This is a genomic window from Aeromicrobium sp. CTD01-1L150 (assembly GCF_041951745.1).
In the GTDB taxonomy this organism is placed as follows: Bacteria; Actinomycetota; Actinomycetes; order Propionibacteriales; family Nocardioidaceae; genus Aeromicrobium.
This window is the reverse complement of sequence record NZ_CP169555.1, coordinates 638,704-659,277: the sequence shown is the minus strand read 5'-3', so window position 1 is coordinate 659,277 and position 20,574 is coordinate 638,704. Positions and strand designations below refer to the sequence as shown.

21 protein-coding genes are annotated in these 20,574 nt (G+C 69.4%); 9 read left to right on the top strand and 12 right to left on the bottom strand.

What is annotated here, in order from left to right:
* Positions 1-47 precede the first annotated feature (47 nt).
* From ACEVFP_RS03195 to ACEVFP_RS03175, 5 genes are all read left to right on the top strand, one after another.
* Complete coding sequence (locus ACEVFP_RS03195; RefSeq protein ID WP_375001920.1) at positions 48-1,376, top strand: MFS transporter; 1,329 nt, start codon at positions 48-50, stop codon at positions 1,374-1,376.
* 26 nt (positions 1,377-1,402) lie between these two features.
* A complete protein-coding gene (locus ACEVFP_RS03190; RefSeq protein WP_375001919.1) occupies positions 1,403-1,660 on the top strand; it encodes a hypothetical protein in 258 nt (85 codons plus the stop codon).
* The gene (locus ACEVFP_RS03185; RefSeq protein ID WP_375001918.1) at positions 1,657-1,866 is read left to right on the top strand and encodes a DUF2795 domain-containing protein; all 210 of its coding nucleotides are present in this window, start codon (positions 1,657-1,659) and stop codon (positions 1,864-1,866) included. Before ACEVFP_RS03190 ends, ACEVFP_RS03185 begins: the two co-directional genes overlap by 4 nt.
* Positions 1,859-2,527 carry a hypothetical protein gene (locus ACEVFP_RS03180; RefSeq protein ID WP_375001916.1) on the top strand — a complete coding sequence of 223 codons (669 nt, stop codon included), beginning with the start codon at positions 1,859-1,861 and terminating at the stop codon, positions 2,525-2,527. The genes ACEVFP_RS03185 and ACEVFP_RS03180 overlap by 8 nt, the downstream gene beginning before the upstream one ends.
* 229 nt (positions 2,528-2,756) lie before the next feature.
* Positions 2,757-4,262, top strand: a complete 1,506-nt coding sequence (locus tag ACEVFP_RS03175) for a SulP family inorganic anion transporter (RefSeq protein WP_375001914.1) — start codon at positions 2,757-2,759, stop codon at positions 4,260-4,262.
* Positions 4,263-4,285: 23 nt separating this feature from the next.
* Here the strand turns inward: ACEVFP_RS03175 and ACEVFP_RS03170 are convergent, their stop codons facing one another.
* Positions 4,286-4,681, bottom strand: a complete 396-nt coding sequence (locus tag ACEVFP_RS03170) for a MerR family transcriptional regulator (RefSeq protein WP_375001913.1) — start codon at positions 4,679-4,681, stop codon at positions 4,286-4,288.
* A gap of 90 nt (positions 4,682-4,771) precedes the next feature.
* Here ACEVFP_RS03170 and ACEVFP_RS03165 point away from each other — a divergent pair, with 90 nt between their 5' ends.
* The 4 genes from ACEVFP_RS03165 to ACEVFP_RS03150 all read left to right on the top strand — a co-directional run bounded on the left by ACEVFP_RS03165 (position 4,772) and on the right by ACEVFP_RS03150 (position 9,139).
* A complete protein-coding gene (locus ACEVFP_RS03165) occupies positions 4,772-5,473 on the top strand; it encodes a hypothetical protein (protein WP_375001912.1) in 702 nt (233 codons plus the stop codon).
* A gap of 117 nt (positions 5,474-5,590) precedes the next feature.
* Entirely contained in the window at positions 5,591-7,429 is a 1,839-nt protein-coding gene (gene nhaA / locus ACEVFP_RS03160) for a Na+/H+ antiporter NhaA (RefSeq protein WP_375001910.1), read from the top strand.
* A gap of 42 nt (positions 7,430-7,471) precedes the next feature.
* A complete protein-coding gene (locus tag ACEVFP_RS03155) occupies positions 7,472-7,909 on the top strand; it encodes a DUF4870 domain-containing protein (protein WP_375001908.1) in 438 nt (145 codons plus the stop codon).
* Positions 7,910-8,062: 153 nt separating this feature from the next.
* A complete protein-coding gene (locus ACEVFP_RS03150; protein ID WP_375001906.1) occupies positions 8,063-9,139 on the top strand; it encodes an ABC transporter ATP-binding protein in 1,077 nt (358 codons plus the stop codon).
* Between the two features lie 26 nt (positions 9,140-9,165).
* On the opposite strand, the gene ACEVFP_RS03145 is transcribed toward ACEVFP_RS03150, so the two are convergent.
* The 11 genes from ACEVFP_RS03145 to ACEVFP_RS03095 are packed head-to-tail and all read right to left on the bottom strand — an operon-like array spanning position 9,166 to position 20,548.
* Positions 9,166-10,662, bottom strand: coding sequence for a flavin-containing monooxygenase (locus ACEVFP_RS03145; protein ID WP_375001904.1), 1,497 nt, complete (start codon positions 10,660-10,662; stop codon positions 9,166-9,168).
* A 28-nt stretch (positions 10,663-10,690) separates the two neighbouring features.
* Entirely contained in the window at positions 10,691-11,812 is a 1,122-nt protein-coding gene (locus ACEVFP_RS03140) for a thiolase family protein (protein ID WP_375001902.1), read from the bottom strand.
* Positions 11,809-12,228 carry a MaoC family dehydratase gene (locus tag ACEVFP_RS03135; protein WP_375001900.1) on the bottom strand — a complete coding sequence of 140 codons (420 nt, stop codon included), beginning with the start codon at positions 12,226-12,228 and terminating at the stop codon, positions 11,809-11,811. Before ACEVFP_RS03135 ends, ACEVFP_RS03140 begins: the two co-directional genes overlap by 4 nt.
* Positions 12,229-12,272: 44 nt before the next feature.
* Positions 12,273-13,505 (bottom strand): MFS transporter, encoded by a 1,233-nt coding sequence (locus tag ACEVFP_RS03130; protein WP_375001898.1) that lies wholly within the window; start codon positions 13,503-13,505, stop codon positions 12,273-12,275.
* Positions 13,506-13,511: 6 nt separating this feature from the next.
* The gene (locus tag ACEVFP_RS03125) at positions 13,512-13,919 is read right to left on the bottom strand and encodes a Zn-ribbon domain-containing OB-fold protein (RefSeq protein WP_375001897.1); all 408 of its coding nucleotides are present in this window, start codon (positions 13,917-13,919) and stop codon (positions 13,512-13,514) included.
* Complete coding sequence (locus ACEVFP_RS03120; protein WP_375001895.1) at positions 13,916-15,073, bottom strand: thiolase family protein; 1,158 nt, start codon at positions 15,071-15,073, stop codon at positions 13,916-13,918. The genes ACEVFP_RS03125 and ACEVFP_RS03120 overlap by 4 nt, the downstream gene beginning before the upstream one ends.
* Positions 15,070-16,992 carry an AMP-binding protein gene (locus ACEVFP_RS03115; RefSeq protein WP_375001893.1) on the bottom strand — a complete coding sequence of 641 codons (1,923 nt, stop codon included), beginning with the start codon at positions 16,990-16,992 and terminating at the stop codon, positions 15,070-15,072. Before ACEVFP_RS03115 ends, ACEVFP_RS03120 begins: the two co-directional genes overlap by 4 nt.
* The gene (locus ACEVFP_RS03110) at positions 16,989-18,206 is read right to left on the bottom strand and encodes a Tm-1-like ATP-binding domain-containing protein (RefSeq protein ID WP_375001892.1); all 1,218 of its coding nucleotides are present in this window, start codon (positions 18,204-18,206) and stop codon (positions 16,989-16,991) included. Before ACEVFP_RS03110 ends, ACEVFP_RS03115 begins: the two co-directional genes overlap by 4 nt.
* A complete protein-coding gene (locus ACEVFP_RS03105) occupies positions 18,203-19,045 on the bottom strand; it encodes a phosphoenolpyruvate hydrolase family protein (protein WP_375001890.1) in 843 nt (280 codons plus the stop codon). Before ACEVFP_RS03105 ends, ACEVFP_RS03110 begins: the two co-directional genes overlap by 4 nt.
* Before the next feature lie 19 nt (positions 19,046-19,064).
* On the bottom strand, positions 19,065-20,237 hold the full coding sequence (locus ACEVFP_RS03100) for a Gfo/Idh/MocA family protein (RefSeq protein ID WP_375001889.1): 1,173 nt from the start codon (positions 20,235-20,237) through the stop codon (positions 19,065-19,067).
* Positions 20,234-20,548, bottom strand: coding sequence for an EthD family reductase (locus ACEVFP_RS03095; protein WP_375001887.1), 315 nt, complete (start codon positions 20,546-20,548; stop codon positions 20,234-20,236). The genes ACEVFP_RS03100 and ACEVFP_RS03095 overlap by 4 nt, the downstream gene beginning before the upstream one ends.
* Between the last annotated feature and the right edge of the window lie 26 nt (positions 20,549-20,574).

Here is a 20,574-nt window from a genome sequence, read left to right as displayed (position 1 = left end):
CTGGAGAGTGCCCGAGGAGACGGGACGACCGCATCAACCCCGCAGCGATGCGCGGCGCCCGGCCAGTGCGGGCGCTGCGCCGCGAGGGCCACGGCAGCCGTACGCTGGCCACCGTGGACGGCTCGGCCTCGGCACCCCAGTCACCGGGGGCCACGCGACCGGGATCGGGTCTGGTCCTGCTGGCCGCGGTGGCCTTCTTCGCCTCCTCGCCGGGACAGTCATTCCTGATCTCGGTCTTCGTCGACGACCTCCTCGACGACACCGGGCTGCGGCGCGAGACGTTCTCGGCGCTGTACGCCGCCGGCACAGTCATCTCAGCAGTCTCCATGCTGGTGATCGGCAGGATGGTCGACAGGACGCCGATCCGGCGACTCTGGCTCCTGGCCGCCACGGCTCTCGCAGGCGCCTGCCTGCTGGCGGGGTCGGCCGTCGGGGCAGCCACGGCATTCTTCGCGATGGCGTTCCTACGGACCTTCGGCCAGGGCGCCTTCACCCTCGTCGGCACCCTGATCGCCACCCGCGCCGCCCGCCGACGACGTGCCTGGGCGGTGGCGTCGGCCTCCCTCGGGCTCACCGTGGCCTCCGTGGCCCTCCCTCCCGTCGTAGCCGCCCTCATCCTTGCCACCGACTGGCGCGTGACCTACCGCGTTATCGCCGTAGCGCTGCTCGTCGTGGTGCTCCCGTTGGGCCTGCTGGTCCGCCTGCCACGGAGCGAGAAGGCCCCGGAGGAGTCCGGCGCGGTGGAGACCGGCGCGGTGGAGATCGCCGACCGAGGCGTCACCCCGCTGGCCGTCGGCCGTCGGATGGTCATCGTCCCCAGCCGGGGCGCCGCCCGCCTGCTCGTCATCCTCGCCGCGCCCCCGCTCATCGCCACCGCGTTGACCTTCCACGCCACATCCATCCTGTCCGACCAGGGGCTGACGTTCCTGCAGGCGGGCACCTGCCTGAGCGTCCTCGGCGGCACCTCGGCCGTGGGCACCGTGGCCGCCGGCGCCGTGCTGGACCGGCTGTCCAACCGCGGCGCCCTGGTGCTGACGTCAGCCGCCGTCACAGTGGCACCACTCCTGCTGCTGTTTCACACCCCGATCGTCGCCTACATCTCCTTTGCGGTACTGGGGCTGGGCATGGGAGCGACCTCGGTCGTCAACGGCACCATCTGGGCGCGCACCTATGGCCTCGGAGGGCTGGGGCGCCTGCAGAGCACGGCCCAGTCGTCCATGATCACGGCGGCCGCGGTGGCACCGGTGCTACCGGCCTTCGCACGCACCCAGGCACTCGGCTACGCGCCCGCCTTCGCACTGCTCGGAGCCTACGGCCTCCTGGCCCTGCTCCTGGCTCTGGGAGCACCACTGCACGAAGAACAACTCTCACCCTAGGGTAGAGTTTGGCGTCAGGAGGACCCATGAAGACGTTCCGGATACACCTGACGGACATGAGCAAGCACGACGTCCTGGCCGATCGCGTCGTCCGCGATGACACAGTCGTCTACCTCGACAGCCGCGTCGAGAACCAGTGGCAGGAGGTCGCGCGCTACGACGTGAACGAGGTGGCCGAGGTTCGGCGCCGCGCAACGGACGTGGACGGACGCTGGTTCTGGTTGCGCTGCCGCCTCACACTGCACCGCAACCGCTTCGACGTGAGGCAGGCTGAGGACGCATGACGGTCCACCGTCTCGAGATCGTCACGGCCCTGCTCGGCGCCTTCGGCGGTCCGCACCGGGCCCTGCACCGCGACACTCTCGTGCGGCACGCCCACGATCGGGGAGCGGATCCGGAGGTCGTCGACACCCTCACCACCCTGCCCGACCGCTGGTTCAGGTCTCTGGACGACTTGTGGCGCCACCTACCAGAGGTACGACGTGTCTGAGTCCACCATGACGACGAGCCTCGTCGCCGAGGTCGCAGCACAGCTCGCCCGGGCTGAGCGCGAGATCGTCGTGCTCCGGGGGTTCTCCGGGGCCAGCCGCAACCGCGCCCGCGCCGTGCAACAGCAGCTCATCGACCTCGAGGTCTCCAGCGAGATCGCGGTCCTGGCACTGCTGCATCGCACCAGAGAGCCGACGATCCCTGGACGTCTCCTCCTCGTCGACTGCTCAGACTCCGGGTGCGTGCGGGCCGCTGAGCTCGGCACGCTGCTCGGCGCGGACGTGCTCACACGCCGCGAGCACCGTGCGTCTGCGAGCGAGTCGGCCCTGCTGGAGACCACCCTGATTCCCGGGACCGACCTCGTCGTAGTGCACGACGTCGCCAAGACGCAGGTCACCGTCACGACCGGTGACGCGACCCACCCCACGATGACCGTGCACGGGGTTGACAGCGACGAAGAGCTCCAACTCGCGCCCGGCACCCGCGCGCTCCTGCTGCCACGGGCCGACGGCGACCTGGACGTTCATCACGTCGACACCGAGCACACCATCCGCGCGACCGACCTGCAGCTCGCCGCCGGCATGGCCGTCACCTTCGACGCTTCCGGCCCGCGTCAGCTGGCCGCCGACACGAGGATCGTCTCGAGCAACACCCACGCCTGACGGCCGCCCAGATCACCCCGTGAACCCGGGCCGGCGGAGGTGACCTTCACCACCTTCACCTCGAAACGAGCCGGAGAAGTGGAGATCAACCCTCACCGAACGATAGAGTGAGAGAGCGCCGCGAGGCCTCGGATCGCGCATCCGACATCGGGCAACCAGCCGCCTCGCGGCTCTCGTGTGCCTGCGCCCCCATTTCCTTCTTTTCCCACTCCTGCTCGAACGGAGCCGCATGTCTTCTCCTGCCCCCGTGCGCGAGGCGGACGCCCGTCACAGCGTCCGGTCCGCCCTGACCTCCCCCCGACTCCTGCGCACCGAGGTGCTCGCCGGGCTCGTGGTCGCCATCGCCCTCATCCCCGAGGCGATCGCGTTCTCGATCATCGCCGGAGTCGACCCCCGCGTCGGGCTCTTCTCCTCCTTCATCATGGCCGTGGTGATCGCCTTCACCGGCGGCCGGCCCGCGATGATCACCGCGGCGACCGGCGCCATCGCGCTCGTCATCGCTCCCGTGGCCCGCGAGCACGGACTCGACTACCTGCTCGCCACCGTCATCCTCGGCGGGATCTTCCAGGTGACGCTCGCCCTGCTGGGTGTGGCCCGGCTGATGCGGTTCATCCCGCGCTCGGTCATGGTCGGCTTCGTCAACTCCCTGGCCATCCTGATCTTCCTCGCACAGGTGCCGCACATGGTCGACGTGCCGTGGCTGGTCTACCCGATGATCGCCGGCGGTCTGGCCATCATGGTCGCCCTGCCCAAGGTCACCAAGGTCGTGCCGGCCCCGCTGGTCGCCCTGGTCGTCCTGACGATCGTCACCGTGGCCTTCGCCCTGACCGTGCCCGACGTCGGCGACGAGGGCGAGCTGCCCGACAGCCTGCCGTACCTCCTGGTCCCCAACGTCCCGCTCACCCTCGAGACGCTGCAGATCATCGCGCCCTACGCCCTCGGGCTGGCCCTCGTCGGCCTGATGGAGTCGCTCATGACGGCCAAGCTCGTCGACGACATCACCGACACCCACTCCGACAAGTCCCGCGAGGGTCGCGGTCAGGGCATCGCCAACATCGCCTCCGGCTTTTTCGGTGGCATGGGCGGCTGCGCCATGATCGGCCAGACGATGATCAACGTGAAGGCCTCGGGCGCCCGCACGCGCATCTCGACGTTCCTGGCCGGCGTGTTCCTGCTCGTGCTCGTCGTCGGCATGGGGGACCTCGTCGCCATCATCCCCATGGCCGCCCTCGTGGCCGTGATGATCGTGGTCTCCGTCGCGACGTTCGACTGGCACAGCATCCACCCGTCCACGCTGCGACGGATGCCCAAGAGCGAGACCTTCGTGATGGTCTCCACCGTGGCGGTCGTCGTCGCCACGCACAACCTCGCCATCGGTGTGGTCGTCGGCGTCATCGTGGCCATGGTGATGTTCGCCCGGCGCGTGGCCCACTTCACCCAGGTGGTCCGAGTCGAGCAGTCCGACCCGGGCGTGCGGGTGTACAAGGTCGAGGGCGAGCTGTTCTTCGCCTCCAGCAACGACCTCGTCTACCAGTTCGACTACGCCGACGACCCCGACACGGTCGTCATCGACATGTCCGAGTCACACATCTGGGACGCCTCGACCGTCGCCGCGCTCGATGCCATCGAGACCAAGTACGCCGCCAAGGGCAAGACCGTCGACATCCAGGGGCTCAACGAGGCCAGCCTGGACCGGCACCGCCGCCTTGCCGGACACCTGGGCGCCGGACACTGAGCCGTCCACGTCTCGGGGCGGTCTCACTCCTCGGGCTGGTCGCGAAAGCCCCGGAGCATCCGCCCCAGCTCACGCCCACGCTCGGCGCGCTCCAGGAGTCGGGGCACCCGCTCGTCGATGAGGTCGCACACGGCCGCCAGGTGCTCCGAGGCCTCGCGGCGCTCGGCGGGGGTGGTTCGTGCCGACGTCACGGTGTCCAGGCTGTTCAGGACGTCGGAGATCTCCTCGACCGTGAAGTCGAGCGGCTTCATCGTCCTGATGAGCTTGAGCCGCTCGACCGCTGCGTCGGTGTACAGACGAAACCCGCCGGCGCTGCGGGCATCGGGCGTGACGAGCCCCGCCTCCTCGTAGAAGCGGATCGTGCGCAGGCTGAGTCCGACGCGATCGGCGACCTCACCGATCTTCATCCGTTGGTCCACGTCCGCCTCCGCTCGATTGCGTGCGGGTCACTCTAGCGACCCGTGGGCCGTGCCTGACGCAGGCACAATGGGTGCGGAGCCAGGAGGCTGATGGAACCAATGACACCCACCTGCGAGCAGTGCGGCTCGACCGAGATCACCGGCCGGACCGCCGATGCCGAGATCGAGCTGCACTGCCAGACCTGTGGACACCGGTGGGCCCGCGGTGCCCGCGGCTGCGCGTCCTGCGGCGGCACCGAGCTCCTGACCATCCCCCAGCTCATCACCACCACCCCGCGTGGCAACCAGGTCTCGATCGTGGGCCGTCGCCAGGTCGTGGTCTGCCGCGACTGTGACTGCGACGGTGTCACCGCCTACCTCGAGCACTCCACACCACTACCGCCGGCGTACCAGTCCGCAGCACGCCGCATCACCGTGGATCCGACGCCGTCACCCCCCGACGCTCCCCGCCGCCGGCGGACCACGTCGCCGCGGCCCACCGTCACGCGACCCGACCCGCAGGTCGCCCACGACGACCCCGAGTCCGCACCGACCCACCGACTCACGAACCCCACGGTGCGACAGGCGGTGGAGCACTTCCAGTCCGCCGAGCCCGGACAGGACGCGCTGGTCCTCATCATGTTCGGACGGGCCGTCGGCCCGGTCAGCCGCCTGTCGGAACCCCAGGTGAGGCAGGTCCTCGCGACCACCGACGACTGGGTGGCCCAGAACTTCAGCGGCAGCACGCGGGAGAAGGCAGCAGACACACTGCGGGCCTTCGCTCGACACTGCGCGCAGCACGACTGGAGCTGAGCCCGTCTTCCGGGCGCCCTGCTCCAGACAGGCGGCCGGAATACCTGGGGTCCGACACGACGTTGGTCATCGTCGGCGGGCTTCCGCTGACCATCGAGACTGCGCGAGGATGCTGCCGTGACCGACCAGAGCCGCCCCGCCGGCCGGCTGCGTGGTGCACTCGCCGGCGCGGAGACCGAGCAGGTCGGCGCCCTGCTCCTGCTCGGCGCAACCCTGGCCGCCATCCTGTGGGCCAACCTCGGCAGCGGGTACGACGCCTTCTGGGCCACCGAGGCCCGCATCGACATCGGCGACTGGTCGATCGGGCTGGACCTTCACGGCCTGGTGAACGACGCCGTCATGGCGTTCTTCTTCTTCGCCGTCGGGCTGGAGGTCAAGCGTGAGCTGACCATCGGCGAGCTCACCGACCGCTCGCGTGCCGTCGTGCCCGCGGCAGCCGCCGTCGCCGGTCTGGTGATCCCCGCCCTGATCTTCCTGGTCGTCGCCCGCGACTCCGGCCAGGCACACGCCTGGGGCATCGTCATCTCCACCGACACCGCCTTCCTCGTCGGGGCCCTGGCCGTCATCGGCCCGGCCCATCCGTCCCGGCTCCGCATCTTCCTGCTGACGCTGGCCGTCGTCGACGACATCGGAGCGCTCAGCGCCATCGCGCTCTTCTACACCGACGACCTGAACCTGCGGCCTCTCGCCGTCGCCCTGCTCGCACTGGCCCTCATCGCTCTCGTCCGGCGACTGCGCTCCGGACGCGGCCCGCTGTACGCCATGCTGGCCGTCGTGGTGTGGTTCGGCCTGCACGAGGCCGGGGTCCACGCGACGCTCGCCGGTGTGGCCGTCGCCCTGCTCATCCCGGTGGCCGAACCACGACGCCACGACGTCGAGCGGGTCGTGGAGCTCACACGGGCGTTCCGACAGTCCCCCAACCCGCAGTACGCCGCCGCGGCGGGTCGCCAGCTGCGCGACTCCATCTCGATCAACGAACGACTCCAGCGGTCCTTCGCGCCGTACATCGCGTTCGTCGTCCTGCCGGTCTTCGCCCTCGCCAACGCCGGGGTCACGCTCGACGCCGAGACGCTGGAGCGTGCGGCCGGATCGTCCCTGACATGGGGCATCGTGGCCGGTCTCGCCGGCGGCAAGCTGCTCGGCGTCACGCTCGCGACCGTGGCGGTGCAACGCAGCGGGATCGGTGTCCTGGCCCCGGGCCTGACCATCGGCCGGGTCGCCGGTGGGGCGGCGCTGACCGGCATCGGCTTCACGATCTCCCTGCTCATCGTCGGCATCGCCATCGACGACCCCGCCGCCCGGGACGAGGCCCGGGTCGGCGTCCTGGCTGCCTCCCTGCTCTCCTTCCTGATCGGGTGGGCGGCGCTCGGGGCCCTGGACCGCCGGCGGCCGCTCACTCCGCCCGGCCAGACGCTGCTGCGACCCTTCGACCCGACGCGCGACCACTACAAGGGAGCCGCGGACGCGCCCCTCGTCCTCGTGGAGTACGGCGACTTCGAGTGTCCGTTCTGCAGTCGTGTCACGGGGTCCATCGACGAGGTCCGTGCGCACTTCGGCGACGACCTCGTGTGGGTCTGGCGGCACCTGCCGCTCGAGGGCGTCCACCCGCACGCTGAGCTGGCGGCCAAGGCAGCGGAGGCCGCCGACCTGCAGGGCCGGCTGTTCGACTATGTCAGCGTCCTGTGGGCCCACCAGGACCAGCTGGAGCGCCTCGACCTCCTGCGGTACGCCGACGAGCTGGGCCTGGACCTCCAGCGGTTCGAGGAGGAGATGGACTCCGAGCACATCGAGCGCCGCATCCAGGACGATCTCGACGACGCCGACATCATGGACGTCAGCGGCACCCCCACGTTCTTCGTCAACGGGCACCGGCACGAGGGCGAGTTCGACGCCCGGTCCCTCATCGCCGCGCTCGAGTCCACCTGGCCACAGACTCCCCGTCCTCCCGCTGCCTGACCCGAGGGCGGCTCCGGCGCGCGACAGCACTAGGTTTCGTCCATGAGCACGCCGCCTCCAAGGCCCGCACCGACGCCGTCCTCGGGCCTGGGGGCCCTCCCGTGGGGCCTGGGACTGCTGGTCTTCCTGTGCGTCCCGTTCGTCTCTTCGGTGATCGCCGCCGTGGTCATGGTGATCGTCGGTCGCAGCCTGCGCGACAAGGACGAGGTCACCGCGGAGAACGGCCGCCGTGCCGCCAACTGGGGACTGACGTACCTGCTGGTGACGATCGTCCTCATCACCGGCCACTTCGTCGTGCTGTACCTGATCACCCGCGACGACCCGATCGAGGGCCTCCACCCACTCAGCTACGCCATCACGCTGTGGGCGGTCGTGACCCTGGTCCACGTCGTCCTCAGCCTGGCCGGGCTGGTGCTGGGCCTGCGTGGCTCGGTCCTGAAGGCACCGGCGATCCCGTTCTTCGGCCACCGCACGTCGTGACCATCGGCCGCGCCCACGCGTCCAGGCCGTGGCCCACAGCCACGGTCCGACGTCAACAGGCCTCGCGGTCACCACATGCATGATCTAGGGTGATCCACGTCCCATCACAACGGATCGTCCGGCACGTACCTGCCGGTGAAGGGCTGGATCGACATGTCTCGTGTCACGTTCGACGGCGCCACGCGCCGATTTCCCGACTCTGATCATCCCGCGGTCGACTCCTTGAGTCTGGAGGTCGAGGACGGCGAGTTCCTCGTCCTCGTAGGGCCGTCCGGATGCGGCAAGAGCACCTCCTTGCGCATGCTTGCCGGCTTGGAGGAGGTGGACGACGGGCGCATCTTCATCGGCGACGATGACATCACCGATCAGGCCCCCAAGGACCGTGACATCGCGATGGTGTTCCAGAACTACGCCCTGTACCCCCACATGACCGTCGCCGACAACATGGGCTTCGCGCTGAAGATCGCCGGTGCCGACAGGGCGACCATCGCGGACCGAGTCCTCGATGCAGCTCGACTGCTCGAGATCGAGTCGTACCTCGATCGCAAACCCAAGGCTTTGTCCGGCGGACAGCGTCAACGGGTCGCCATGGGTCGCGCCATCGTCCGGCAGCCTCAGGTCTTCTGCATGGACGAGCCCTTGTCGAACCTGGACGCCAAGCTACGCGTCCAGACCCGGACCCAGATCGCACAGCTGCAGCGCAGACTCGACACCACCACCGTCTACGTCACGCACGACCAGGTGGAGGCGATGACGATGGGCGACCGCGTCGCCGTGCTCGACCGTGGCGTGCTCCAGCAGTGCGCCACGCCTCGCGCGATCTACGACCGGCCGGCCAACCTGTTCGTCGCCGGGTTCATGGGATCACCCAGCATGAACCTGCTGGAGGTGCCGGTCGTCGATGGCGGCGTCCACTTCGGTGGCGTCGTCGCCCCGGTCGAGCGCGACATCCTGGCCGGCGCCGACGCCGATCACGTGACCCTCGGGGTGCGCCCCGAGGAGCTGGTCTCGTCCCAGGGTGGCATCAGCGTCGAGGTGGACGTGGTCGAGGAGCTCGGTTCCGACGCCTACATCTACGGACGCACGCGGCACGAGGGCGCCGAGCACACGATCGTCGCTCGCGTCGACTGGCGCCGGCCACCTGCCAAGGGGGACCTGCTGACCTTGGCTCCCGCGTCGGCCGACTCGCTGCACGTGTTCGCCAGCGGATCGGGTGAACGGCTGGGCTGAGCTCTCGGACAGGTCTCGGCCGCGTCTCATGGACACTGATCGGTACCGTCGGCATCGACCACCTCGAAGACCTCACGGTGCGCTGCGGGTGCCGCGTAACGCCAGAAATCGTCGATCACCCGCTGCCGCGCATCCGGGTCGGCATCGGGGCCCGTGATCCGGAAGACGTCGGCCGTCATCGCCGAGCGCGGCAGGATCTCGCGCAGGAACGGGTCGTGGTTCGTGTCGGGGTCGACACCTGCCAGCCGTGCGAAACGCAGCGCCATCTCGTGCTGCTCGCGGTAGCCGTGCTGATGCTGCTCGCAGGCAGCGAGGCGCACCCCCTGACGGAGCGCCTCCTCCGTGGGGGGCGGGATGCGCCCGCTCCATGAGTAGGCGATCCAGCGTGCCTGCTGCTCCAGCGGCACCGCATACGGACCGAGCTGGGGCCACAGACCAGCGAACGCGAGTCCCGGCAGCTCGGGGTGGAACGTGAAGTCAGCCAGTTCAAGCGTCTCACGGTCGCAACCGACGACCTCCTGGATGCGATGGTCGAGGAATGGCAGATCCAACGCGAACCCGGTGGCGGCGACGATGGCGTCGACCCCAGCCTGGGTGCCGTCGGTGAAGGTGATGGTGTCCCCCTCGACGGCCCTGATCCAGGGATGGATCGAGAGGCGGTCCTCCGCGACGAGGTTGAGGTAGTGCGGACTCCCGGCGATACCTGCGAGAGCCACGTCGGGGTGCGGTTCGGGGGCGCCGTAGTCGCGCGGGTTGCCCGCTAGGTGCAGTACCCGATCGGTCGTGGCGGCACGAACCGACTCCGCGGAGGCGCCGACCAGCGCCTGCGCCTCGGCCCGGGTGAACACGAACGACTCGATGGGCGTTCCGGTCACCATCTTGGGCATCACGAACCGCTGGCGTCGTTGGGCGAGATGGACCTCCCGTGCCCGGCCCATCGCGAGATCGCCGGCGATCTCCAGTGCGGAGATGGAGCCACCGCACACGATCACGCGCATGCCGTCGAACTGTTGCGGCCCCTCGTAGTCGAAGGCATGGGTGAGGCCGCCGACCCCCTCGAACCTGTCGAGATCCGGGATGGGCGGCGCAGCAGGGCAGTTGTACCGGCCCGTCGCGACCACGACCCGGCCGACCATCGTCTCCCGTTCACGACCATGGTGCGTCCACTGGACGCGGTAGCCCTCACTGTCGATCATGACGGCGGTGACATAGGCATCGAAGGTCAGGGCGGACTCGATCCCGGTACGTCTGGCGTAGTCGTGCAAGGTGGCCAGGACCTCGTCGTTGCGCGGGAAGACAGCCGTTGAGTCGGGGTAGGTGACGTCTGAAAGCCGGGTGAGGAAGGCCGCGGTGTTGGTCCGCATCTGTGGCCACACCCCACTGCGGGGGTTCGTGCGGTTCCATTGGCCGCCGAGGTCGGAGTGCGCCTCCAGCGTCCTGACCGAGAACCCTTCCGACTGCAGGTACCGCGTGGCTGCCAGACCTGCCATGCCTGCACCGATGACGATGACGTCCGGATCCATCGGATCCTGCCTGCCCGTGTCACTCACGTCAGATTCCTCGAAGGAGGATGGCCCTCGCCTGGCCCCCGCCACCGCAGATGGTGGCAATGCCCCACTGGACTGCTCGTCGTCGCATTTCGTGGGCGAGCGTGAGGGTCAGGCGCATCCCGCTGGCACCGAGGGGATGTCCGAGGGCGATGGCGCCGCCGTTGACGTTGACACGCTCCAAGGCAATCCCCAGCGCTCGCTGCGACGCCAGGACGACGCCGGCGAACGCCTCGTTGATCTCCCACAGGTCGACAGCCCCGGCCGGCAGACCGTTCCTGCGCAACAGCTGCTCGGCAGCCACCGCTGGCTGCTCGTGCAGACTGGACGTGGGTCCTGCCACCGTCGCGCTGTCGACGATCTCGACCAAGGGACCCATGCCCAGCTCACGCGCCCGCCGTCGAGTCGTCACGATGCCGACAGCGGCGGCATCGGACATCTGTGACGCATTGGCTGCCGTGATCGTGCCTCCCGGGGTGAACGCAGGCGCGAGGCCGCTCAGCGTCTCAAGGGTCGTCTCTGGGCGGATCCCCTCGTCGATCTCTTCGCCGGCAAGCATCTCCTCGGCAAGCCGACCGGCCCTCGACGCCGCGATCGCATGCTGGTGGCTCGCGGCGGCCACCGCATCCTGGTCCGCCCGGGAGATAGCCAGCCGCTCGTTCTCCGCATCGCTGAGCGGCCCCATGCCGATGTCGCCGAGACTGCACCAGAGGCCGTCGCGGACGAGCAGGTCGTCCGGCTCGCGGGGAGACCGGGACATGGACTCGAACCCACCGACCAGGACGGCATCATCGTTGCCACTCGTCGTCCGCATCGCCGCGAGCTCCAGCGACGTCATGCTGGCGAGGCAGACGTCGTTCAGGGTGATCCCCGGGGTCGTGCGTTCCACCCCGCCACGCACCGCTGCCGCGCGCGCCGGGTTCTGGCCGTTGCCGGCCTGCACGACGTTGCCCAGGGCGACATAGTCGACCGCGGCACCGTCGGTGCGCTCCAGGAGGCCGCGGACGGCCCGGGCCCCGAGATCCACAGCATCCACGTCGGCCCACCGCCGACCCATCCGTCCGACGCTGGTCCGAACCCCGTCGAGCAGCACGACGTCGCCGCCGGACTGCGTGCCCCCACTCACGTCAGGTCCATGGTGTAGCAGACGGCCGTGCCACGCAGAGCCACCACGCCGTCGTCGCGCGTGACCGTCGTGGCCAGGGTCGTGATCGGCTTGTCGTCACGCACACCCGTGACCTCGACCCGACCCGTGATGATGTCACCAGGCCTGACGGGTGCGGTGAACGACCACGCGACGTCGAGGAAGACGGAGCCGGGTCCGGGGAGCTGCTCGGCGACGACCGCGTTCAGGATTGCGCTGGTGACGCCTCCTTGGACGACGATCTCCCCGAACCGGGTGCGTCGAGCGGCATCGACGTCGTAGTGCAGCGGGTTGTGGTCCCCGCTCATCGCGGTGAACGCCTCGATGTCCGCCGGCTCGACGGTCCGGCTCATCGATGCGGTGTCGCCGACGGAAGGCTTGGTCTGCAGCCAGGTCATGGATCTCACTTCCTTTCATCTGGTGGGCAACAGGACAGGAACGATCAGGTGGGCCTGCTCGTCACGAACAGGCGATCCAGCCTCAGCATCGCGACCGCTCCCAGGAACGGGCCGACGGCGAGCACAGCCACCGCGACCGGCCAAGCAGCCGTCTCGGCGATCACCGGGACCGCCTGGATCGTCACCACGGTGAGCAGGAACCCCAGAGCGGTCTGCACGGTCAGCGCGGTGCCGACCTCGTCGCGGGGGACGACCGAGCCCAGGCAGGCGGAGAACTGGGCGGAGTCCGCGATCACTGCGGCGCCCCAGACGGCGGCGACGACAATCATGAGCTCCGGTGGACCGCCGAACGCCAAGGCCGCCGCCAGGCAGCACGCCCCACTGACGACCATCGCGACCGCGGCCACGCGTGCCCGGCCCACCCGGTCGGCGGCCCACCCGGCCAGGACGCACCCGAGGGCACCGCACACACCGAGGGTCATGAACGACACGACGCCGACCGCGGCCGGGTCGACGCTCACGCCGTAGGCGGCGCAGCTCGCGACGAAGAACACCGGGAACCAGGCCCAGAGCGCGTAGAGCTCCCACATGTGCCCGAGGTAGCCGAGGGTCGCCAGACGCGGACGACGCCGTGATGCGAGCGACCACGCCGCGGCTGGTCGGATCCGGGACGCCGGATCGACCAAGGGACCGGTCCGCAGGAACGGGTGGAGCGCGAAGGCCAGCACCGCGGCGACGGCGGCCACCACCATGACCGTGCGCCAGGTCTCGTGCAGGGTCCCGGCGAACAGGTGCGGAAGGGTGCTTCCCAGCGTCAGCGCACCGACCACGACGGCGACCGCGAGCCCGCGGGCACCGGCGAACCAGCTCACGGCAAGCTTCATGCCGAGCGGGTAGACCAGGGCGAGCCCGGCCCCGGTCGCGAAGCGCAGGACCAGGGCGGAGGCGAAACCGCCACCGACACCCCCGGATCCCAGCGCGGCGACGCCCACCGTGGAGAGTGCGGCGACGAGTGCCCCGATCCCGACGAGTCGTGGGGCCGGGACGCGGTCCGCCAGGCTCGTGAAGGCCGAGCCGAGCGCCCCGGTCACGAAGCCGATCTGCACCGAACTGGTGAGCAGGGCGGCCTGCAGACCGCTGAGGTCCCAGACGACGCTGATCGCCGGTGCCGCGGCCGTCGCGGCGAACCAGCACGTCATCGCCAGCACCTGGACAGCGGCGATCAGCGCCAGCTGCGTTCCTGCCTGCCGTGACGCGCCGATCTCGGAACCGACCATGAATGTTCAGTCCGCCCTCGGCAGGGAGACGGGCACATGATGTCCGGCCAGGCGTCGGGAGCCGATCTCCACCGGTCGCTCGATCGCCAGCTCATCGAGACCGTTGTCCCAGAGAGTCACCAGACGGGGACCTTCGTCGAGCTCGACGATGACGACACCGTACGGGGCGAGCTGGTCCCACGCCGGATGCCCGGGGCGCTGCACGATGGTCCACGTCCAGATCACGCCAAGGCCCCTGCTGGCGACCCAGTCGAGCTCGCCGGACCAGCAGCGGCGGCAGACCTCACCCGGGTAGTGCTGGTGGACATTGCATCGCCGGCATCGTTGCAACACCAGCCGCCCCTCGGCGAGGGCGTCCCAGAACGGCGCGGTCGTCGGGTTCGGCGGGGGTGCCGGAACCGAGAGCGGTGTCATGGTCCGGCCTCCAACACGAGCGCGACTTCCTCGCCCATCGTCGCACCGTTTCCCGTGACCAGGGCCAACTCGACGTCAGACATCTGGCGTGGTCCTGCGTCGCCACGGAGCTGGCGGACGGCCTCGATGACGTGCCCCATTCCGCCGGCGAGGTCAGCCTGTCCACACGCGAGCTGTCCACCATGGGTGTTCAGAGCCGTCGAACCCGTGTGGCTGACGTCGTGGTCGCGGATCCAGTCGGCAGCCTGTCCAGGAGCGCACACCCCCAGGTCCTCGAGCGTGATGAGCACCAGGATGCTGTAGCAGTCGTAGAGCGACAGCAGCTGCAGGTCCGACGACTGAACTCCGGCCTGGCGGATCGCTCGCGTCATCGCGGCACGCAACGGTGAGGACGTCAGGGTCGGCGCGGCGCTGACAGCACGGTGAGTGACGAGCTCACCGGCCCCTCTCAGCCTGATCGGACGGTGAGGACCGGGGCTTGACCGTCCACCGTCGGTGACGATGACCGCGGCCCCTCCTGCGCAGGGCATGACGATCTCCAGCAGATGGAGTGGGTCACTGACCACGGGCGACCCGAGCACGTCCTCCACTGTGAGCGGCTCGTCGTGAAAGACGGCGGCGGGGTTGAGCTGCGCGTTTGCTCGCTCGACGACCGGGACGAGAGCCAGGTCGGCGGCGGTGCGTCCGTACTCATGCAGATACCGTTGCGCGATCAGCGCGTAGGACGTGTTCGCGCCACTGGCGCCCACCGGGACGTCGAACTCGCGGATCGGGTTGCGATTGGTGGCCCGCGGCTGCTGCTCGGGGTCGCGGCTGTTGCCGAGGACGCAGAGGACCGTGGTGCACATCCCAGCGCGGATCGCGGCGTCGGCACGCCAGATCATGCCGGCTCCCGACGCTCCTCCGAGGTCGACTACCTCGGCGAACGACGGCTGCAGACCGAGGAACTCGGCCACGGTCACCGCGACGTGCTGCGGCGTCTCCCCGACCTGCACCCCGACGACCAGTCCGTCGATGTCCGACGGGGCGATCTCGGCGTCCTGCGCCGCGTCACGCGCGGCCCGCGTGATCATCCCCAGGGTCGTCACGCCAGGCGAGGACCGTCGCGGTGGCAGCTCGCCGATACCGACGATGGCAGGGGAGTGGAGGCTCATCGGGTACTCCTCACCGCTGCGAGGGCCTCCGGGTTGGCCAGCGACGACAGGTCCTGGTCCGTGCCGTCGCCGATGTGTGCCGCCGACAGCAACCGGCGCACGATCTTGCCGCTCCGGGTGCGAGGCAGGTCATCGACGAGATGGACCGACCTCGGTCGCAGCGCCGGGCCGAGAGCGTCTGCAACAGACACGGTGATCCGCTGCGCCGTCGCGTCCGGGTCGGTCGCAGCCGAGATGGCGTAGACAACCAGCGCCGTCCCCTTGACTGGATCGGGCACGCCGATTGCCGCCGACTCGACGACCTCCTGAACACAGTTGACGACGTCCTCGACCTCGCCGGGGCCGACACGCTTGCCGGCGATGTTCAGCGTGTCGTCGCTTCGGCCATGGATCCGCCAAGTTCCGTCGCGAGCACGGCCCACCCAGTCGCCGTGACGCCACTGACCGGGCCAGTGGCTCCAGTAGGTCTGTCGATAGCGTTGCGGCTCACCCCAGAAGCCGAGCGGCATCCCCGGCGACGGGTTCAACAGCGCGAGCTCGCCGTCGCCGTGGTCGATCGGTTCACCCTGCTCGTCGACGACAGCAGCCCCCATCCCAGGTACGGGGCCCGCGAACGTGCAGGGCTGGATCGGTTCGGCGACCGTGTTGGCGAGGATCGCACCAGAGACCTCGGTCCCGCCGGAGTAGTTGATGATCGGGATCTTGTCCGCGCCGACGTCGTGGTGCAGCCAGGCATACGCGTCCTCGGTCCAGGGCTCTCCGCTGGAGGCGAGGACGCGCAGCGACGGTGGGGCCACTGTCGGCGGGCCAGCGGCTGCCTTGATGCTGCGGATCAGCGTGGGGGACACGCCAAGCATGCTGACACCGAGCTCGTCGCAGACCCGCCAGATGCGACCGGCGTCCGGGAAGTCCGGTGCGCCCCCGACCAGGGCGACCGATGCGCCCGCCACGAGCCCGCCGAACAGGGTGATCGGGTGCATCACCCAGCCTGGGTCCGTCACCCATGCTGCTGTCTCGCCAGGCCCGAGGTCGAAGAGAAGCGCGGCATCGCTACCGGCCTTCACGGCAAATCCGGCGTGGCTGAGCATGACGCCCTTGGGACGACCAGTGGTTCCAGACGTGTACGCGAGCATCAGAGGATGATCCGACGGACACGACGCGACCGGCGTGCCTGCAGGCGTGCCTCGCTCCCGCACCTCGGCCCAGTTGACCTCGCCAGCACTCGAGCTGGCGTGTGTGAGAGGACCTACCGTGACACGCAAGGTGACCTCGGGAAGACACGCGAGCGCCTCGTCGACCACGGGCCGCAGGTCGTAGCGAGCTCCGCGCCGTACAAAGCCATCGGTGCTGATCAAGGCGGTGGCCCGGCAACCGGCGAGCCGTTCGCTGACGGCCGTCGGCCCGAATGCCGAGAACACCGGGACGGTGATTGCTCCGAGCCAGGCCAAGGCGAGATGCGCGATGGCGACGTCGCGGCCCATCGGCAGTTGGACACCCACCCGGTCACCGAATCCCACACCATGGGCTGCAAGGCCGTCCGCCACGGTGGCGACCTCGACGGCGAGCTCGTCGACGGTGAGTTCGCCGGTGGTGCCATCCTCTTCGCTCCAGCAGATCGCGCGCCGCAGACCGTGCCCGTGATCGATCCAGCGGTTGATGCACAGGTCGGCGAGGTTGACCGCACCGCCAGGGAACCAGCGTGTGGCGTGGGGAGTGTGCAGCTGGTCCGCGGCGCTCTCCGGAGGCAGCTGCCAGCGAATGCCCAGCCATTCCTGCACGAGGTCCCAGTACGCCGCGGGATCCTCCCGCGACCAGGCATCCAGTCCGGCGCGGTCGGCCACCTCCGCACGCGCGCACAGGGACGTCAGACGGCTCGCCGCGACACGCTCCGGCGACGGGGTCCAGGTGACGGCCGTCATGACTGCCCACACAGCCGGGAGAGCTCATCGACCAGCAAAGCGGCGAACCCAGGGTCGTTGATGTGCAGAGGGGACTCCACCAGCCGGACCCGGTCCTCGAGCCCACCCCGCAACGCGTCCACGAGAGCGTCGTCGGCCTCCGGGTCCCAGAAGGCCCTCCCCGGTTGATCAAGCTCGGAGAACCCGCCACGGGGGACGACGACCGTCGTGGTGTCCGGCGAGACACCCGACCGTCGCGCCAGCAGAGCGCCCAGCTCGGCGCACTCCTCGGCGTCGGTGCGCATGAGCGTGACGTGCGGGTTGTGCGCGTGGAGTAGCCGGTCCCGATGCGCAGCTGGCACTGAGGCAGGCGGGCCGAAGTTCACCGTGTCCATGGCTCCGGGGACGACGACCTGCGGAATGCCCATCTCGGCGGCAGCGGTCAGCCGGGACTCCCCGGCCGAGAGCGCACCGCCGGCGACATGGTCAGCGAGCTCGGTGGTGGTGACATCGAGCACCGCCCGGCACATGCCGTCGCGCACCAGACGCTCCATGGCCGCGCCACCTGTGCCATTGGCGTGGAAGGTGATCACCTCGTGGTCACGCTGTTCCAGTATGCTGCGCGCCGCCGCCACGCACTGCGTGGTGATACCGAACATCGTGGTGGCGATGCTCCCGGCATGTGAACTCTCGGTGCCACCCGGCCGGTGCGAGCGGTGCGCCAGCGCGGCCGTCGCGGTCGCCGCCCTGGACAGCACGGACCGCAGGATGGTGTTGGTGCCCTCGACGTCCACCACCGGGTAGAAGAGGAGTGCGTCGAGACCCTGCAGGTACGGGCGGGTGTCGCCGGCGACCACGGTCGAGACAAGCACCTTCGGCACGCCGAAGGGTAACGAGGGTGCCGCCGCCGCAAAGACCGTGGCGGCACCGGACCCCCCGGCGAGCAGGATGGCGTCCAGCTCGCCGTCGGCATGCAGTTGCTGCAGGTGGCGGCCGACCGCCTCCCCGATCATCTCCAGGTGCCCGGCGCGGTCCTCCCCCAGCTCAGTCGCTTTGACCAGGGCCGACAGGTCCTCGCGGGACGTCTCGGTGCCGCCACTTTGGCTGTGGGTACCGAAATCGATCCGATGGACGGCGCACCCCTCGCCGACGAGCTCTGTGAACAGGTGGCCGAGGGGCTCGGCCTTGGTGTCGTAGGCACCGATCAGCGCCACGACAGGACGGCCGGAGGTCATCGCGACGGTCCGAGCGGCTGCTTCTTGAAGGCGGCCACCGTGTCATGGATGGGCTCCTCGACCGGGATCCTCTCGATGCTCGAGGCACCGACGAACCCCACCGTCGAGGTGTGCGCGAGCACATGGGCGAGATCCTCCGGACGGGCCAACGGACCGCCGTGGCTGACGACCATGACGTCTTCGCGGACGGCCTCGGCCGCCTTCTGGATCTCGTTGATCAGCTCGACGCTGTCATCCAGCGTGCGGGCGAAGTCCGGGCTCGCGCCGATCGACCCACCCACCGTGAGTCCCATGTGGGCGACGACGACGTCGACACCCGCCCGAGTCATCCGCTCCGATTCGTCGGCATCGAACACGTACGCCATCGTGAACAGCCCTTGTTCGGCCGCGATCCGGATCATCTCCACCTCACGGTCGTAGCCGAATCCCGTCGCCTCCAGGCTCTGCCGCCAGCGCCCATCGATGATGCCGTGGCTGGGAAAGTTGATGACGCCAGCGAACCCGCTGCGATGCAGGGAGTCCAGGAACTGTGGCATCAGCCGGGTGGGATCGGTGCCGTTGACTCCGGCGATCACCGGCGTATCCCGCACGACGGGCAGCACTTCGCGCTCGCCCATCTCCATCACGATGGCGTTGGCGTCGCCGAGTGCGAGCAGCCCTGCGTTGGAGCCGTGCCCCGCCATCCGGAAGCGTCCGGAGTTGTAGATGAGGATGAGGTCGGCACCGCCCCGCTCGGCGAACTTCGCCGAGATTCCAGTTCCTGCACCGGTGCCGATGATCGGTCTGCCGGCCGCGACCTCCTGGCGGAGCTTCGCGACCACGTGGTCCTTGCTGAGCATCAGGGATTCCTTTCGGCACTCACCGTGCGGTGTGGTCGGTTGATGACTGATAGGCCGGGACCTGCAGGCGCTCGCCGTCACGCAGGCTGGACTCGTGGGCGCAGATCCCTGGCGCCGTCCAGGTTGCTGCCCGCACTGCGCCGATCCAGGGTTCACGGTCCTCGACGATGCTGGAGACGAACTCGTGTACGAGGTGCGGATGGGAGCCGCCGTGCTCGGCCTTCACCGTGAGGGTCTCGCCCTGTCCGGACTCCACGGTGAACTCGCTGCGGAAACGACGCAGCGGCTCCGGCAGTGTCCCCTCGTGAGACGGCGGCCGCACCGTCCTGGTCGTCGCCCGGCGACCACGAAGGCCCACCTCGGGCAGGTCGTCCTCGAGCGGCTGGAGCTGGTGGTAGGCCATGCCGTCGCCCTCATGTCGCGGCCACTCGATGCCACCCCGGTCCCCGAAGACGTCGAACCCCTCCACGTACGGGCGCGCGGTCTGGAAGAACGACAACGTGACGTCCGCGACGACGGGACTGTCGGCGAGCCTGAACAGTCCGACCTGGGTTGGGAAGGGGTTGTCGTACGCGCCGACCCGATCGGCGGTGAGGCGACCACTGCCCAGTGTCGCGACGTGGGCGACCGCAGAATCGGTCAGAGCCAGGAGAGGTGTCAGCGCGTGGGTGGCGTACTTCATCGGAGGGAAGCCGCGCCAATAGGGCGGGTATCCGTCGAGGTTCTGGACGTGGAACCCGCGGTAGCTCGTGAGCTGTCCGAGCTCGCCGTCGCGGTACAGCTGTTCGACGAGATGGAACTCGTCGGCGTAGACGGCGGTCTCCATCATCATGTAGCGCGTCCCGTGACGTTGCCGGGCCTCGATGATGGCCTGCAGGTCGTCGAGCTCGGTGGCCATCGGCACTGCGCACGCGCAGTGCCTGCCGGACTCGAGGACCGCCAGAGTCTGAGGTGCGTGATGGCTCACGGGGGACAACAGGTGCACGGCGTCCCACTCGTCGGTCGCCAGGAGCACTTCGAGGCTGTCGAACCGGTCGGTGATCCCAAACCGTTCCCCAACGGCCCGCAGTCGTTCAGGGGCGGTGTCGACGAGGCCGACGCGCCCCACGCGGGGGTGCTCTCGGTAGATCGGGATGAAGTCCTGGCCGAACCCCAGGCCGACTACGGCGACGTCGATCGTCTCGTGGCTCACAGGTCCACCAGCTCCTCGGTGCCGCGTAGGAACGTGACTCCCCCGGTGGCGAAGTTGGCAACATCCTCAGCCGCGGCCTGACCTTCCGGGGAGGCAAGGATGGCGTCCATCGCATCCCGGTCCTCGGCGTAGAGGTCGACCACGAGGTGGATCGGGACGTCGAGATCGCCGGTCTGCTCGCTGGTCCACGTCAGGTTCCAGCCGGTCAGGCCGCGCATCCTGCGGGCGATCGGAAGGTGGGTGCTGACGTAGTAGTCGTCGAAGGCAGCTGGATCGGTGGGGTCTCCGTAGAGGATGGTGAGTCGGTGCATGGGGTTTGCCTCCTGCTGGGGTCGGA

Excerpts from the sequence above, each read along its gene's own strand:
- ACEVFP_RS03120 (WP_375001895.1), bottom strand. The coding sequence starts at position 15,073 with ATGAGCCTCCACTCCCCTGCCATCGTCGGTATCGGCGAGCTGCCACCG.
- ACEVFP_RS03125 (WP_375001897.1), bottom strand. The coding sequence starts at position 13,919 with ATGACACCGCTCTCGGTTCCGGCACCCCCGCCGAACCCGACGACCGCG.
- ACEVFP_RS03150 (WP_375001906.1), top strand. The coding sequence starts at position 8,063 with ATGTCTCGTGTCACGTTCGACGGCGCCACGCGCCGATTTCCCGACTCT.
- ACEVFP_RS03195 (WP_375001920.1), top strand. The coding sequence starts at position 48 with ATGCGCGGCGCCCGGCCAGTGCGGGCGCTGCGCCGCGAGGGCCACGGC.
- ACEVFP_RS03165 (WP_375001912.1), top strand. The coding sequence starts at position 4,772 with ATGGAACCAATGACACCCACCTGCGAGCAGTGCGGCTCGACCGAGATC.
- ACEVFP_RS03155 (WP_375001908.1), top strand. The coding sequence starts at position 7,472 with ATGAGCACGCCGCCTCCAAGGCCCGCACCGACGCCGTCCTCGGGCCTG.
- ACEVFP_RS03110 (WP_375001892.1), bottom strand. The coding sequence starts at position 18,206 with ATGACCTCCGGCCGTCCTGTCGTGGCGCTGATCGGTGCCTACGACACC.
- ACEVFP_RS03130 (WP_375001898.1), bottom strand. The coding sequence starts at position 13,505 with ATGGTCGGTTCCGAGATCGGCGCGTCACGGCAGGCAGGAACGCAGCTG.
- ACEVFP_RS03095 (WP_375001887.1), bottom strand. The coding sequence starts at position 20,548 with ATGCACCGACTCACCATCCTCTACGGAGACCCCACCGATCCAGCTGCC.
- ACEVFP_RS03135 (WP_375001900.1), bottom strand. The coding sequence starts at position 12,228 with ATGACCTGGCTGCAGACCAAGCCTTCCGTCGGCGACACCGCATCGATG.
- ACEVFP_RS03175 (WP_375001914.1), top strand. The coding sequence starts at position 2,757 with ATGTCTTCTCCTGCCCCCGTGCGCGAGGCGGACGCCCGTCACAGCGTC.
- ACEVFP_RS03105 (WP_375001890.1), bottom strand. The coding sequence starts at position 19,045 with ATGCTCAGCAAGGACCACGTGGTCGCGAAGCTCCGCCAGGAGGTCGCG.
- ACEVFP_RS03115 (WP_375001893.1), bottom strand. The coding sequence starts at position 16,992 with ATGACGGCCGTCACCTGGACCCCGTCGCCGGAGCGTGTCGCGGCGAGC.
- ACEVFP_RS03190 (WP_375001919.1), top strand. The coding sequence starts at position 1,403 with ATGAAGACGTTCCGGATACACCTGACGGACATGAGCAAGCACGACGTC.
- ACEVFP_RS03145 (WP_375001904.1), bottom strand. The coding sequence starts at position 10,662 with ATGGATCCGGACGTCATCGTCATCGGTGCAGGCATGGCAGGTCTGGCA.
- ACEVFP_RS03185 (WP_375001918.1), top strand. The coding sequence starts at position 1,657 with ATGACGGTCCACCGTCTCGAGATCGTCACGGCCCTGCTCGGCGCCTTC.